The 14220-nt window shown below is 49.5% G+C and carries 12 protein-coding genes; 8 read left to right on the forward strand and 4 right to left on the reverse strand.

Annotated features, from left to right (window positions below):
• Window positions 1-201 precede the first annotated feature (201 nt).
• On the forward strand, window positions 202-1554 hold the full coding sequence (trmFO, locus tag NG833_RS21850; protein ID WP_375293938.1) for an FADH(2)-oxidizing methylenetetrahydrofolate--tRNA-(uracil(54)-C(5))-methyltransferase TrmFO: 1353 nt from the start codon (window positions 202-204) through the stop codon (window positions 1552-1554).
• A 212-nt stretch (window positions 1555-1766) separates the two neighbouring features.
• Here the strand turns inward: trmFO and NG833_RS21855 are convergent, their stop codons facing one another.
• Entirely contained in the window at window positions 1767-2102 is a 336-nt protein-coding gene (locus NG833_RS21855) for a hypothetical protein (protein ID WP_254567390.1), read from the reverse strand.
• Between the two features lie 105 nt (window positions 2103-2207).
• Window positions 2208-2939: a DNA/RNA nuclease SfsA gene (sfsA, locus tag NG833_RS21860; protein ID WP_254567391.1), complete on the reverse strand. Its 732-nt coding sequence runs from the start codon at window positions 2937-2939 to the stop codon at window positions 2208-2210.
• Between the two features lie 348 nt (window positions 2940-3287).
• On the opposite strand from sfsA, the gene NG833_RS21865 reads away from it, so the two are divergent.
• Window positions 3288-4943: a SulP family inorganic anion transporter gene (locus NG833_RS21865; protein WP_254567392.1), complete on the forward strand. Its 1656-nt coding sequence runs from the start codon at window positions 3288-3290 to the stop codon at window positions 4941-4943.
• Window positions 4944-5031: 88 nt separating this feature from the next.
• On the opposite strand, the gene NG833_RS21870 is transcribed toward NG833_RS21865, so the two are convergent.
• Both NG833_RS21870 and NG833_RS21875 read right to left on the reverse strand, forming a co-directional pair.
• Entirely contained in the window at window positions 5032-5967 is a 936-nt protein-coding gene (locus NG833_RS21870; protein WP_254567393.1) for an alpha/beta fold hydrolase, read from the reverse strand.
• Window positions 5964-6170 (reverse strand): hypothetical protein, encoded by a 207-nt coding sequence (locus NG833_RS21875; protein WP_254567394.1) that lies wholly within the window; start codon window positions 6168-6170, stop codon window positions 5964-5966. The genes NG833_RS21870 and NG833_RS21875 overlap by 4 nt, the downstream gene beginning before the upstream one ends.
• A gap of 197 nt (window positions 6171-6367) precedes the next feature.
• Here NG833_RS21875 and NG833_RS21880 point away from each other — a divergent pair, with 197 nt between their 5' ends.
• The 6 genes from NG833_RS21880 to NG833_RS21905 all read left to right on the forward strand — a co-directional run bounded on the left by NG833_RS21880 (window position 6368) and on the right by NG833_RS21905 (window position 14026).
• Window positions 6368-6916 carry a thioredoxin family protein gene (locus NG833_RS21880; protein WP_254567401.1) on the forward strand — a complete coding sequence of 183 codons (549 nt, stop codon included), beginning with the start codon at window positions 6368-6370 and terminating at the stop codon, window positions 6914-6916.
• Window positions 6917-7117: 201 nt separating this feature from the next.
• Entirely contained in the window at window positions 7118-7846 is a 729-nt protein-coding gene (pyrH, locus tag NG833_RS21885; protein ID WP_254567395.1) for a UMP kinase, read from the forward strand.
• Complete coding sequence (frr, locus tag NG833_RS21890; RefSeq protein WP_254567396.1) at window positions 7833-8381, forward strand: ribosome recycling factor; 549 nt, start codon at window positions 7833-7835, stop codon at window positions 8379-8381. Before pyrH ends, frr begins: the two co-directional genes overlap by 14 nt.
• Window positions 8382-8586: 205 nt before the next feature.
• Window positions 8587-9708 (forward strand): geranylgeranyl reductase family protein, encoded by a 1122-nt coding sequence (locus NG833_RS21895; protein ID WP_254567397.1) that lies wholly within the window; start codon window positions 8587-8589, stop codon window positions 9706-9708.
• Window positions 9709-10001: 293 nt separating this feature from the next.
• Window positions 10002-10469 carry an NADAR family protein gene (locus NG833_RS21900; protein ID WP_254567398.1) on the forward strand — a complete coding sequence of 156 codons (468 nt, stop codon included), beginning with the start codon at window positions 10002-10004 and terminating at the stop codon, window positions 10467-10469.
• Window positions 10470-11188: 719 nt separating this feature from the next.
• Window positions 11189-14026, forward strand: coding sequence for a GAF domain-containing protein (locus NG833_RS21905; RefSeq protein WP_254567399.1), 2838 nt, complete (start codon window positions 11189-11191; stop codon window positions 14024-14026).
• The last annotated feature ends 194 nt before the right edge of the window (window positions 14027-14220 follow it).

Raw genomic sequence — 14220 nt, forward strand, 5'->3', positions numbered from 1 at the left:
TAAAAGTCCGTTGTTGTTTTTAGCCCGCGCAGGCGGGCTTCGTCCGTATAGCCCCAGGCTTCAGCCTGCGGGTTTTGACAGACCTTTAACAACCCAATTTGGTCTCAGACGGGAGGATACCCCCGCATCCCAAAAACTAGCCTCATTTTCCCTTGCTCATGCGAGCGATCGCCCTATTCCCCAATCTCAGGAGTTTTCAGCGTGTTTATCAACGACCAACAACCCGTTACAGTCATTGGTGCCGGACTTGCAGGCACCGAAGCCGCGTGGCAAATCGCCCGCGCTGGGGTCCCCGTCGTCCTCTATGAAATGCGACCCGTGCAAATGACCCCCGCCCATCATACTGGGGAATTTGCCGAATTGGTTTGCAGCAACTCCTTTGGGGCCAAAGCCAGCGATCGGGCTGCCGGATTGCTGCATGAAGAACTGCGCCAACTCGGGTCCCTCGTCATCGGCACCGCCGATCGCCATCAAGTCCCCGCAGGGGGTGCCCTCGCCGTCGATCGCGGCGTCTTCAGCCATGAACTCACCGAAACCCTTGCCAATCACCCCTTAATCGACCTCCGGCGCGAAGAAGCCCCGGCAATTCCCCAAGAAGGCATCGTCGTCCTCACCACCGGACCCCTCACCACCCCCGCCCTCGCCACCGACTTGCAGCGCTTCACCGGCATGGAATACATGAGCTTTTTTGATGCCGCCAGTCCCATCGTTGTCGGTGACTCCATCAATTTGGATATTGCCTTCCGCGCCTCCCGGTATGACAAAGGGGACGCCGACTATATCAATTGTCCCATGAACAAAGAACAATACCTGCATTTTTGGCAGGAATTGTGCAAAGCCGAACAAGCGGAATTAAAAGAATTTGACCGAGAAACCTCGAAATTTTTTGAAGCCTGTTTACCCATTGAAGAAATGGCAAAACGGGGAGAAGATACCATGCGATATGGTCCGGTAAAACCCGTGGGATTAAGTGACCCGCGCAGCGAAACTCGTCCCTATGCCGTGGTCCAATTGCGCCAAGAAGACAAAGCGGGACAACTCTGGAACATGGTGGGATTCCAAACTAATTTACGGTGGGGAGAACAAAAGCGAGTCTTTCAATTAATTCCGGGATTAGAAAATGCCGAATTTGTCCGCATGGGAGTGATGCATCGCAATACCTTTATTAATTCCCCGCAATTGTTGGACCGAACCTTACAGTTTAAAATGCGATCGACTCTCCTAGCTGCGGGACAACTCACCGGCACCGAAGGCTATACCGCAGCCACTGCCGGAGGCTGGTTAGCGGGAACCAATGCCGCCCGGTTAGCACAAGGATTAAAACCCGTGTGGATGCCTTATACAACCATGATGGGGGCATTGTTTTCCTTCATCAGTTCCGCCTCTCCCAAACACTTCCAACCCATGCCGCCCAACTTCGGGATTTTGCCGCCATTTCCGCAGAAAATCAAGAGTAAACCGGAACGCTACGGCAAATATCGCGATCGGTCTTTGTCTCACCTATCAAGCTGGCGCACCCGCCTAAATGTGAGATTTCCAGCCCTAACGACATAATCCTGAGTCCTCTGGGAAAAAATGTTCGTAGTAACGACTTCAGTCGTTACCGCGTTAGTTGGCCGATCGCCAAGTATCGCCCCCATCAGCGGAGTCTCCAGCCTGTCATGGCATCCGCCATGACAGGCAAGCAACGACTGAAGTCGTTACTACGAACGGGGAGAACTATTTGTATATAACTGTTTGTAGTAACGACTTCAGTCGTTACCGCGTTACTTGGCCGATCGCCAAGTAACGCCCCCATCTGCGGTGTCACTCCCAATGCCTGTCATGGCAAGTGCCATGACAGGCAAGTAACGACTGAAGTCGTTACTACGAACGGGGAGAACTGTTTGTATATAACTGTTTGTAGTAACGACTTCAGTCGTTACCGCGTTACTTGGCATCTGCCAAGTAACGCCCCCATCTACGCCGCCACTCCCAATGCCTGTCATGGCAGGTGCCATGACAGGCAAGCAACGACTGAAGTCGTTACTACGAACAGGGAGAACTGTTTGTATATAACTGTTTGTAGTAACGACTTCAGTCGTTACCGCGTTACTTGGCATCTGCCAAGTAACGCCCCCATCAGCGGAGTCTCCAGCCTGTCATGGCATCCGCCATGACAGGCAAGCAACGACTGAAGTCGTTACTACGAACAATTTTATACAATCCTAAAACTGTACCTTAGCTAACCCCAAATACTTCACCCCTGCTGGAGTTAACTCAAACCGACAGGGCAAAATTTCCAACCCTTTAGCAACCGCTTCCCGTAATAACTTGCCATAGAGCGGATCGGCTGTATCTCCAGGTCCAAAAACCTCACAATCTCCCCGACTGATAAAAAATAACGCCACTGCCCTTGCTGAGTGAGTCTCCATCACATCCACTAACTCTAACAAATGCTTGTGTCCTCGGGTGGTAACGGCATCGGGAAATAATGCTTTTTCTCCCTGGGCCCAAGTGACATTTTTTACCTCCAAATAAATCGGTGTCGTTCCCTCAGTTCCAGTGAGGAAAAAATCTACCCGACTTTTGCGATCGCGTCCATAAACCACTTCCGGTTTGATGGTTTCATACTCACCCAATCCCGGAAACAGTCGCGCTGCCAAGGCTAATTTAATCACTTGATTCGGTAAACTGGTATTCACCCCCACCCAAGTGGTCGGATTTTCTTCCGCTGCGACTAATTCCAAACTATAGGGTAGCTTCCGCTTGATATTGTTACTTAAAGACACCATCACCCGACTTCCCGGGGCTGATAACCCTAACATTTTACCAGGATTCGCACAATGGGCTGTAATTTCTTCGCCAGTATCTAGTTTGATATCGGCTAGAAAGCGTTTATACCGCTTGAGTAAAGTACCGGGGAATAAACTGGGATAGGTGTAAACGAACTCGCTCATGACTGCAATTGGGACTCCGATGTGAACGAACCAGTTTATCAGAAATAGGTACTAACGCTGATCCGCAAGCAGAGAGTTGAGGGGGGAAAGAAATCGGAGTGCGATCGCCATTGCCAATCCCCTCTAAGTAAACATCAACGAATCTTGATTTTTAGAACGGCTTTGAGAGAAAAAACCAGCTAAAGTGAACGGAGAGAACAAAATTACCTCGGGTAAAAAGACCTAGAGTAATCAGGTTTTAGGACGCTCACCCTGGGGGCAAAATTGAGGAGAATATAACGACACAAGCATTCCAGGGAAATGATTGAACCGTGAACCAACCATACCGCTTGCAACCTTGCCAAACCGATGCAGTTAGTAAATAAGATTGGGATTGAGAATCTAAGAGGGGACCTATTTGGTGGCGTTACTGCCGCGATCGTCGCCCTCCCCCTCGCGTTAGCTTTTGGAGTCGCCTCCGGTGCCGGGGCCATTGCTGGACTCTATGGCGCAATTATCCTCGGTTTCTTTGCCGCCCTCTTTGGCGGCACCCCGGCCCAAGTTTCGGGTCCCACAGGTCCGATGACGGTGATTATCACCACCGTGATTGCCTCCCTGGTGGCGCGTAACCCGGATACGGGGTTAGCAATGGCATTTACCGTGGTCATTATCGGGGGACTGTTTCAAATTCTCTTTGGGGTCCTGAAACTAGGACAGTACCTCACCCTGATGTCCTACACGGTCATTTCTGGATTTATGTCTGGGATTGGGGTGATTGTGATTTTGCTGCAACTGCCGCCTCTGCTGGGCTATCAAGGCGGGGGTACGGTGTGGGGAATCCTGCAACAACTGCCCAGTAATCTGATGCAACCGAACTTCTATGCTTTAGGGTTAGGACTTTTAACCCTGGCGATCGTGATGTTGGCCCCCCCGCGACTGAACCGAATTTTGCCGGCCCCTCTGCTGGCATTGGCGATCGCAACTGGGGTTTCGGTCCTGTGGATCAGCAATGGCGATCTCCCTCGCATCGGAGTCATTCCCAGTGGATTACCCGAAATCAAAATGCCCACCTTTACCCTGAGCGAAGTCAGAATAATGATACGCTATGGGTTAATCCTGGGGATTCTGGGTTCCATTGACTCCCTTCTCACCTCCCTCGTCGCGGACAACATTACCCAAATTCATCACGACTCGGATAAAGAACTGATTGGACAGGGGATTGGCAACTGTTTCTGTGGACTCTTTGGCGGATTACCTGGGGCAGGGGCCACGATGCGGACGGTGACCAATGTCCAAGCGGGGGGTCGCACACCTCTCTCCGGGATTATTCATGCTGGAGTGTTGCTCATCATTACCTTGGGGGCGGGTCCTATTACCACGGTGATTCCCCATGCGGTCCTCGCGGGATTGTTGTTAAAAGTTGGCATGGATATTATTGATTGGAGCTTTATCCGCCGTGCACCGAGTCTCTCTCCTCGGGCGACGGGACTGATGTCTTTGGTTTTGGTGCTCACGGTGTTTGTAGATTTGGTAACTGCCGTGGTGGTGGGGGTATTTATTGCCAATCTGCTGACAATTAAGCGCCTCACGGATGTTCAGAGCGATCGCATCAGGGCAGTCAGTGACCCCAATTTCGCAATGGGGTTAAGTGAGGAAGAACACGAATTACTGACTCAATGCCAAGGGGATATTTTACTGTTTCAATTAGGCGGACCCCTGAGTTTCGGTGCAGCAAAAACATTTTCCCGTCGGATTAGCATTCTCAAAAATTATCAGGCTTTAATCTTGGATTTGAGCGAAGTCCCCACGATGGGGGTAACCGCAGCTTTGGCGATCGAAGCGATGCTGATCGATTCAGAACAATGCGATCGCCAAGTGTTTGTGGTCGTCTCTCCCGGACAACCCCGGCGACGCCTCGGCAAACTCAACCTTGAGCGCTTTTCCTGCATTCACCTCATGGAAACTCGCTGCGAAGCCTTACAACGGGCTGTTGATTTAATCTCGAAACATACCCGCATTTTATAGGAAAAATTGGGGAGATTTTACTAAAAATAATCCCCCCAATTTTTTGAAAGAAAATCTAAATTTTCATGACAAGAGACTTCTGCAAACCCTACGCCAAACCCTTGGATTCCCCTTGCTTTTTTAAAATCCATTCCAACACAATGGGATTGACGACTTCGGGGGCTTCATCTTGGGGACAATGACCCAATCCCGGTAAGGGAATAAATTGGTCTACGGTGGGAATTTGGGCAAATTCTTGTCCCAGGGTGAGGGGTTCCCAAGGGTCTTCGCTGCCCCAGAGGAGGAGGGCGGGGCAAGGTAAAATGGGCAGCAAGTCTTCCGGTAAGGGGCCTTGGGAATAGCGGGTAAAGGCGACAAACACATCCACGGCACCGGCATCCCGGGAGGGTCCGAGAATAATCTCTACCAGTTCATCGGTGACGGCATCTGCTTTGCGGTAGGCTTGCAATAAAATGGAGCGGACTGTTTTTGCAGTGGCTAATTGTTTAAAAAAGAATTGGGCGATCCACTTGACAGATAATATCTTTTGTGCTATGGGTGGACCAATACGTTGATACCAGGGTTTCAGGGAGCGCTTGCGATCGTGGAGTAGGCGCAGGGAACAGTTAATGGCGACGATGCCCTGGGCGAGTTCGGGATGATCTACCGCAGATTGCATGATGGCAATACAGCCAATGGAATTGCCGACGAAGAAGGCGGGACCCCGGACGATTTCCCGGCAAAAATCAGCGAGTTGTGCTCCCCAGGTTTCAAAGGTATAGGCGATCGCCTCCCCAGGAGTTGGTTTCGCCGAGTAGCCAAACCCTATCAAGTCAATGGCATAGACTCGACAACCCGTCGCTAAATCTGGAATATTTTTGCGCCAGTGGCCGCAGGAGGCTCCAAATCCGTGGACCAGCACCACTGCCGGTCCTGTCTCTCCTTGCTGTTGGTAGCATATCGGAAATCCGCGCCAGGTCCAGGTTTGAAAGGGCAAGGCGGCGCTGTGGGAGGGGGGTGAAGGGTGGGAAGGAATCAGAGTCATGACTGTGGGGTAGAGAGGGAATCAAGCCGATCGCCCCTGAACATCAAATCCGGTTGTCTCAAGTCGATTTTATCTCTTAGGGAACTCCAAAATATAAAATCTCCAAAAAACCCGCAGGCTGTAGCCCCACCCTTGAGGGTGCAGGTTTTTGCAGACCCATCACAACCGGATTCCGTATGAATATCAAAAGGTGAACTTAACATAATGTTACAATTTTTTTCCCGCCCTTGGAAGCCTCAAATTTTGGACTCGGGAATTTACGACGGGCTCTTAAAGTGCATAAACTAAGGGTAGAGCAAGCCTGAAATCCCAACTTGTCGGGAAGATGCTACGACCCGATTAAGCGCTCGCTATTGTTGAATTGCTCAGTCCATACCACAGAAAACTCAGTTTTATGGAAATGATAGGGACTGCTATCGGAAGCCATGCCCCGGATTTTGAATTGCCGGGAATAGACGATCGCGTTCACCACTTAGCCCGTTATTTAGACGAGTATCGGGGAGTGGGCGTAATTTTCTTATGCAATCACTGTCCTTATGTCCAATCCTATCTCGATCGCCTCAAACAGATCCAGACGGATTTTAACGACCAAGGCTTTACCCTGATTGGCATTAACTCCAACGATGCCAGCCAATATCCTGAAAATAGCTTTGAACAGATGAAGTCCTTCGCCCAGGAAAGGGGCCTAAATTTTCCCTATCTGCGCGATGCCACCCAGGATGTGGCCCATTGCTTTGGGGCAAACAAGACCCCAGAGGTGTTTTTGCTGGATGGAGAAGGGATTCTGCGCTATCGAGGAGCCATTGATGATTGTCCCGACTGCCCGGAGGACGTGAAGGTGGCATATTTGAGAAACGCGATCGCCTCCCTGCTATCTGGGGAACCCATCGCCATAGAGTCCACAGAGGCAATCGGCGATTCCCTCAAATGGCATCAGAAAGAATCCTAAACCCTGACTGTCCCCAACTGCCATTACCGGCCAAGGGCCCGAAACCCGAAACCCGAAACCCGAAAATGGACCCTCCTATTCCAGGCATTTCAGCGAGTCCCCAGACAACCCGGGGATGATTTCTGATGGAATGCGTGGAAAAATGCCGACATCCTGCTATCTTATGGGGGAGGCAAATACAGTTGGGAAAAGAGTGAGCTGATGGGGACAGTGTACCAGCGAGTCTTACTAAAGCTGAGTGGCGAAGCATTGATGGGCGAGCTGAATTACGGCATCGATCCCATCGTGGTTGAGCAAATCGCTCAACAGTTGGCAGATCTGATTGCCGATGGAGTAGAAGTGGCAGTCGTTGTCGGTGGCGGTAACATTTTTCGCGGAGTTAAAGGCGCAGCGGCAGGCATGGATCGGGCGACTGCTGATTATATCGGCATGATCGCCACGGTGATGAATGCCATGACTTTGCAGGATTCTCTCGAACGCATGGGCATTCCGACTCGGGTACAAACCGCGATCGCCATGCAGGAAGTTGCCGAACCCTATATTCGTCGTCGTGCTATTCGCCACCTAGAAAAAAAACGGGTGGTTATTTTTGGGGCCGGATCGGGAAATCCTTTCTTTACCACGGATACCACCGCCGCCTTGAGAGCCGCAGAAATCAATGCCGAGGTAATCTTTAAGGCGACCAAAGTCGATGGGATTTATGATAGCGACCCTCATCTAAACCCCAATGCGAAACGGTTTAACAGCCTGACTTATGGTCATGTTTTAACCCAAGACTTACGGGTGATGGATAGTACCGCGATCGCCCTGTGCAAAGACAATAATATCCCTATCATAGTATTTGACCTCTCGGTACCGGGTAACATCCGCCGAGCGGTCTTGGGAGAAAACGTCGGAACGATTGTGGGAGGTTTTTGTGAAGTTAGCTGAAGTAGAAGATTTGATGAAAAAAGCCGTTGAGGCAACTCAACGCTCTTTTAACACCATTCGCACCGGCAGAGCGAATACCTCTTTGCTGGACAAAATCATGGTGGAATATTACGGAACGCCCACCCCGCTCAAATCGTTAGCGAGCATCAATACCCCCGATGCCAGTACGATTTCAATTCAACCGTTCGATCGCGGCAGTTTGGCTGCGATCGAAAAAGCGATTTTAACCTCGGATTTGGGCTTAACTCCGAACAATGATGGGGCAGTCATTCGCTTGAACATTCCCCAGTTAACCAGCGATCGCCGTCTGGAACTGGTGAAAGTTGCCGGAAAATATGCGGAAGAAGGTAAGGTTGCCATTCGCAATGCTCGCCGGGATGGGATTGATTCAGTCCGTAAGCAGGAAAAAAATAGCGACATCTCCCAAGATGAATCGAGATCTTTGCAAGATGACATTCAAAAACTGACGGATAAATACGTGGCAAAAATCGACGAAGTGCTTACGGCAAAGGAAAAAGACATCACCACTGTCTAATTTTTCTGACGCTTTTCCAAAGCACAGGGAGTTTGTAATCAACTGAAAAACCCAGATAATTCGTCAGGTTATCTGGGTTTTTCAGGCATCTATTCGTTACAGTTTGTCTAGGATGCCTGGGGTGTCCTCTGTCTGATGACAGAGGCGCGAGGGCCCAGGGCGTGCCATAAAATCAATTCAATTGAGACGTGAAAATTCAATCATTATGTTCGACTGCATTATTGTAGGAGCGGGTCCCGCTGGCGGAAGTGCCGCCTATCATTTAGCAAAACGAGGGCGATCGGTTTTAGTCCTAGAAAAAGCATCTTTACCTCGATATAAACCCTGTGGAGGCGGTGTCTCTCCGGCGATCGCCCAATGGTTTGATTTTGACTTTACTCCCGCGATTTCGATGAAAGTCGATCGCCTGCGCTACACCTGGCAGGGAGAGGACCCGGTAGAGGTGCAACTGGAAACCCCTGAACCGATGTGGATGGTCCGCCGGGATATCTTTGACCAATTCCTCATCGATCAAGCTAAACAACAAGGGGCTGAAGTTCGAGATAATAGTGCAGTGACTCAAATTGCTTTTAAAGGCGATCGCTGGCAAGTCACCACCGCCAACGAAACCTTAGAAGCGAAATATCTAATCGCGGCAGATGGGGCCAAAGGTCCAATGGCGAAAATGCTGGGCTTTAAAGAGCGCGATCGCCAACCTGCCGCCTCTGTCGAAATTACCTCAGCCAATCCCAATCCCCTGATCCAATTTGATTTTGGCCGCATCAAAAAAGGCTACATCTGGAACTTCCCCAAAGCCGATGGTTGCAGCCTCAGCATTGCTAACTTACAAGGCAATACCAAAGAAAAGCTGGATCAAATCTTAACCCAATATGCCCAAGCCAATGGGTTCCCTCTCTCTACCCAAGTGCATGAGGATTTTCTGTGCTTATGGGAAAAAGAGCAAAAACTTCATACCCAGAATGCCATCCTCGCCGGGGAAGCTGCCTGCGTCGTTGACCCCTTAACCGCTGAGGGAATTCGTCCCTCCATGTTTAGTGGCGTGAAAGCGGCAGAGTCCATTGATGCGGCCCTCGGCGGTGCCAGCAACGCCCTAGAACAATACACCCAGGTGATGAATGAGGAATGGGGAGGACAAATGGTTTGGGCCTCCCGCGTCTCCGGTTTGTTCTACAAAATTCCCAAAATTGCTTATAAAGTGGGGATTAAGCGTCCGAGTGCGACCCAGCGCATGGTGGAGGTGTTATGTGGGGAAACCAGTTATGGCGATATTGCCAACAAGGCGATCGACCGTCTCAAGAAAAACCTGATTCCCGGTTTCGGGGGCTAGTCAGGTTTAGACTCATCCCCTAAAGCATTAGCACAGGATGAGATACCGAGGACAAGAAACCGGGTTTCTGGCTGAGATGGGTGACGAATGAGCCAAAATTTTGTCCAGAAACCCGGTTGTCTTCCCCCGACTATCTCCCGTCTTGATCGCACCTCGTCCCAATGCCCGAGGGCGCTGCTGTCACCGGATAAACAATAGAATTCAGGAGTGGGAACAGGGTTCAAGAGAGTGAGATGCTTGGATATTTAGTAAAACTAGAAGATGTTCATGCGTAAATAAACTAAACTATTGAAATGACAATTTACTTTTACAAAGTTGACGAACCCTACGGCTGTTTTTCTAATTTTTCCCCCCACGGAATTCGCAGAAAGGGCCTGCATTGGCCGACAGTCGAGCATTATTATCAAGCTCATAAATTTATTGGGGTAGAGGATGAGTCGATCATTACTGAAATCCGGAATGCGCCGACTCCGGATGAAGCGGCCAAATTAGGACGCGATCCGTCTCGGATCGTTCGCTCAAACTGGGATTGGGTCAAACTCGGGATTATGCGAGAAGCGGTATTAACCAAGTTTTTGACCCATTTAGATATCCAGGCGATTCTGCTGGGGACGGAGGACCTTCCCATTGTTGAGGATTCTCCGACGGATTATTTTTGGGGCTGTGGTGCGGACCGCACAGGTCAAAATCATCTCGGACAAATGTTGATGAGTGTCCGAGATGAAATCCGAGGACGCCTCCAGGAAAAATCGTCCAGTTAGGTGGGCAATTGGGGGAACCCTGAGTTGATGGGTAAAGGGGTTTTCCCGGGGGCGGGAGGAAACTGTACAGAACATATACAAATGATCCTTTGGAGCGATCGCCCCCAGCCCAGAAAGTGGGTTTCGGGAGAAGGGAAACCCACTTTCTAAAGATGAATTTTTCCCGGGTTTTCTCCTCTAGGATTCAAGACCGTTGTTGATTTTATTAAAAATGCGCCTAATCTTTAAATATACCTGAAAATTAGAAGGATGTCAATAGGGGGGGAGGAGGGAATGGGATTATAAGTCATTGCAACTCTACAACCCTGGAATATATTAAGATTTTATTGATATGATGTTGACAAAGGCATCAAGATGGGGGTTTGGGCGATCGGACCCGTCACCGGGAGAACCGGAACTAAACCCTTTTCTGTATGCTAGAAACTCATACAAGGAAGTTCTAGCTGATGTCGGTCCTCATCGATAACAGAGTCAATCAAGACTAGAGCAGTTCAGCCACCTAAAGAGGAGGCATCAAACCCCGTCTCATTAGAGCGGGATATTGACCTCCTGGCACTCATAAGGCGACGAAATAATTCGAGTGGGTGTAGAGGAACAGGATTTGTGCCGACCAACCCTGTACTTTTTCGAGAGCCTTAAAATCTAATTTAGTGCGAATAAGGAGGGTTTTGGACCTTCCCGAGGTAAAAACATCTGGATTGGAAGAAAGCACATTTTTTATGACACTCAAAAATAATAATACAAATACCGCTCAACCCGTCCAACAGAGACTCGATCGCGAAGTGTTGTTGCATCGAATGCTCAACCGAATTCGCCAATCTCTGGATTTAGAGGAAATTCTCACCGCTACGGCTGCTGAAATCCGGACCCTATTAGGAACCGATCGGGTAATGGTCTATCAATTTAATCCCGATAGTAGTGGGAAAGTGATTGCCGAGTCCATTAATGAAAATCGCCTTCCCTCTCTCAAGGGATTAAATTTTCCCGCCGATGATATTCCAGAACGAGCTAGAGAACGGTTTACCAAAGAACGAGTCTGTTCCATCGTCGATGTTGCCAAGCAGCAAATTGGAGTCAGTGCCAAATATGCCTCAAACGAATCTTTGGAGCATGGAAACAGCATCCGCTATCGCCCTGTCGATGAGTGTCATTTAACCTACCTCAGAGCAATGGGAATCAACTCATCGGTGGTGGTCCCCATCCTCCATCATCAGGAACTCTGGGGTCTGATTGTCTCCCATCATGTCGAACCGAGCCCGATTGCTGAAGACGATTTGCAGTTGGTTCAATTATTGGCAGATCAAGTGTCGATCGCGATCGCCCAAGCCACTCTCCTCCAAGCCACCCAGCAAAAACAAGCCCGAGAAGCCACGATCAATCAGGTAGCAGCCTTACTCCACGCTCAACCCTCCATCGAAGTCCAGGCGGCATTAGAAGCCACAGTCACTGCCCTCAATGGATGTGGCGGTAGGCTCTACATCGGGGCCAAACACAATTCCATGATGGGTAACCTGAACAACTCAGACAGTCAACTGTTTACCTTCGGAGAACAACCACTTCCCGTCCAGTCTGAATTCTCCGATATCCTAGAAGAACATCCCCAGTGGAAAGACTGGATTGAAACCGCCAATTCTAGCCCCGATTTAGAACAATCTCAAGCCGCTTCCGTCTGGGCAATCACGGATATTTATAACCCTATTCACATTAACTGTTTTACCCCGGATTTCCGTCCGACTCGGATCCGGAGTCTGCTGGTGATGCCCCTATTTTATCGGCAACAAAATCTCGGCTATTTAACAATATTTCGCCACGAAATTGAAACCGAAACCTTATGGGCTGGACGCTTTAATAGTAATCTCAAACAATTACTGCCTCGGCAATCCTTCGAGGCATGGCGGGAACGCAAAACCGGACAAGCTCAAGACTGGAAGCCGGAAGAAATTGAAATGGCTCGCTCCATTGGGAAACATTTTTCAATGGCGATCGAGCAATATTTACTCTACAAAGAAGTGAATTCCCTCAATGCCAACCTAGAGCAACAGGTCCAAGAACGCACGGAGGAACTCCAACAGTCCTTAAAATTTACCCGCATTCTCAAACAAATCACCGACCAAATTCGCAGCACTTTAGATGTCAGTACCATTCTCCAAACCATCGCCCAGCGGGTGCGAAATTTGCTGAATACCGATCGCGTAGTGATTTATCAGTTTAATGACAGCGGTACCGGCGAGGTGACGGTAGAAGATATCCGAGAAAGCTGGCAATCCGTTCGAGGAGTAAGCTGTCCCGGATGCATTCCCACCGATATTTCCAACCTGTATTTAAAAGGACGGATCCGGGCGATTCATAATGTGGCTACGGCTGAATTAAGTGACTGTCATCGGGAATTTTTAGAAAGCATTCAGGTGAAAGCCAATTTAATCGTCCCCATTTGTATGGGTTCAGATTTGTGGGGATTTTTAATTGCCCATGAGTGCGAACAACCGCGCCTGTGGCAAGAACAAGAAATTGACCTGTTGCAACAACTCGCGGATCAGGCGGCGATTGCGATCGCCCAAGCGGAACTCTATCAACAAACCCAAGCGGCAGCGGCGAAAGCCCAAGCCCAAGCGGTGGAGTTAGAACAGGCGATCGAAGACCTCCAAAATGCCCAAACCCAACTGATCCAAGGGGAAAAAATGTCCAGCCTGGGACAGCTTGTAGCTGGCATTGCTCACGAAATTAATAATCCGGTTAACTTTATCTATGGCAATCTGAATCACGCCACCCAATATGCCGAGGATTTGTTAGCTCTGCAAAAACTATACCAATATCATGTCCCGGAACCCCCGTCAGAAATTCAGGAGTTTATTGAAGAAATTGATTTAGAGTTTCTGATTGAAGATTTGCCGAAGATGTTGGCTTCTATGAAGGTGGGGGCGGACCGCATCCGGTCGATTGTCCTGAGTTTACGGAATTTCTCCCGGCTGGATCAAACGGAGATGAAAGCGGTGGATATTCATGATGGAATTGATAGTACCTTAATGATTTTGCACCACCGCTTTAAAGCCAAAGGCGACCGTCCGGCAATTGAAATTGTCAAAGAATATGGGGAACTGCCTCCGGTGGAATGTTTTGCCGGACAGCTTAATCAGGTGTTTATGAATCTTTTGAGCAATGCCATTGATGCCTTAGAGGACTGGGATAAAGAGCGATCGCCTCAAGAACGCCATCAGGACCCCTGTCGAATTACAATTCGCACCACCGTAACAGGGGATAACGAGAACAGAAATGCGGCGATTTGTATTTTTGATAATGGTCCGGGGATTCCCGAACATCTGCGATCGCGCATTTTTGAACCCTTTTTTACCACTAAAGATATTGGTAAGGGAACAGGAATGGGTCTTTCCATCAGTAAACAAATTGTGGTGGATAAACACGCGGGAACCTTTAATTGTCTCTCCGAACCGGGTCAGGGGACTGAATTTTGGATTGAAATTCCGATTATTCAGTCCCAACCTTCTGCCACCCCGGAGGTGGAGACATCAAACCCCACCCATCTCCCCTCGTCTCGGTAGCTTCCGGAACCCCAGGGCGGTTTTTCCTTAGTTTGTTTGGGAGGGAGAGGCAATTTTAGGGAACTCCAAAAAATAAAACCTTCAAAAAACCCGCAGGCTCAAGCCTGGGGCTACACGGACAAAGCGGTGCCTGCGCGGGCTAAAAGAGCCTTGTTAGGTGCGATCGCATCAAAGCAAGGATGATTTATTTGTTG

The sequence above is a fragment of the Oscillatoria sp. HE19RPO genome, assembly GCF_024220515.1.
GTDB lineage: Bacteria > Cyanobacteriota > Cyanobacteriia > Cyanobacteriales > Laspinemataceae > Laspinema.

Excerpts from the sequence above, each read along its gene's own strand:
- NG833_RS21855 (WP_254567390.1), bottom strand. The coding sequence starts at position 2,102 with ATGCCAAGTAACGCGGTAACGACTGAAGTCGTTACTACAAACAGTTAT.
- sfsA (WP_254567391.1), bottom strand. The coding sequence starts at position 2,939 with ATGAGCGAGTTCGTTTACACCTATCCCAGTTTATTCCCCGGTACTTTA.
- NG833_RS21865 (WP_254567392.1), top strand. The coding sequence starts at position 3,288 with ATGCAGTTAGTAAATAAGATTGGGATTGAGAATCTAAGAGGGGACCTA.
- NG833_RS21870 (WP_254567393.1), bottom strand. The coding sequence starts at position 5,967 with ATGACTCTGATTCCTTCCCACCCTTCACCCCCCTCCCACAGCGCCGCC.
- NG833_RS21875 (WP_254567394.1), bottom strand. The coding sequence starts at position 6,170 with ATGTTAAGTTCACCTTTTGATATTCATACGGAATCCGGTTGTGATGGG.
- NG833_RS21880 (WP_254567401.1), top strand. The coding sequence starts at position 6,368 with ATGATAGGGACTGCTATCGGAAGCCATGCCCCGGATTTTGAATTGCCG.
- pyrH (WP_254567395.1), top strand. The coding sequence starts at position 7,118 with ATGGGGACAGTGTACCAGCGAGTCTTACTAAAGCTGAGTGGCGAAGCA.
- NG833_RS21895 (WP_254567397.1), top strand. The coding sequence starts at position 8,587 with ATGTTCGACTGCATTATTGTAGGAGCGGGTCCCGCTGGCGGAAGTGCC.
- NG833_RS21900 (WP_254567398.1), top strand. The coding sequence starts at position 10,002 with ATGACAATTTACTTTTACAAAGTTGACGAACCCTACGGCTGTTTTTCT.
- NG833_RS21905 (WP_254567399.1), top strand. The coding sequence starts at position 11,189 with ATGACACTCAAAAATAATAATACAAATACCGCTCAACCCGTCCAACAG.